Genomic DNA, 207 nt, shown 5'->3' with positions numbered 1-207 from the left:
CCGAAACCATCTTTCAGCTTTTCTACATGTGTAGAAAAGAATTATCCGGTATTAGCCCCGGTTTCCCGGAGTTATCCCAGTCTCATAGGCAGGTTGCCCACGTGTTACTCACCCGTCCGCCGCTAACCTTTGGGAGCAAGCTCCCAAAGATCCGCTCGACTTGCATGTTTTAGGCACGCCGCCAGCGTTCGTCCTGAGCCAGGATCA

General features: G+C 53.1%; 1 rRNA gene. It reads right to left on the bottom strand.

The features are described from left to right. Positions 1-207: ribosomal RNA gene (locus tag M3175_RS24810) — 16S ribosomal RNA — on the bottom strand; the annotation flags it as partial.

It is taken from the genome of Robertmurraya korlensis (assembly GCF_023715225.1).
Classification (GTDB): Bacteria; Bacillota; Bacilli; order Bacillales; family Cytobacillaceae; genus Robertmurraya_A.
The sequence above is the reverse complement of the archived record's forward strand: the minus strand, read 5'-3'. Positions and strand labels throughout refer to the sequence as shown.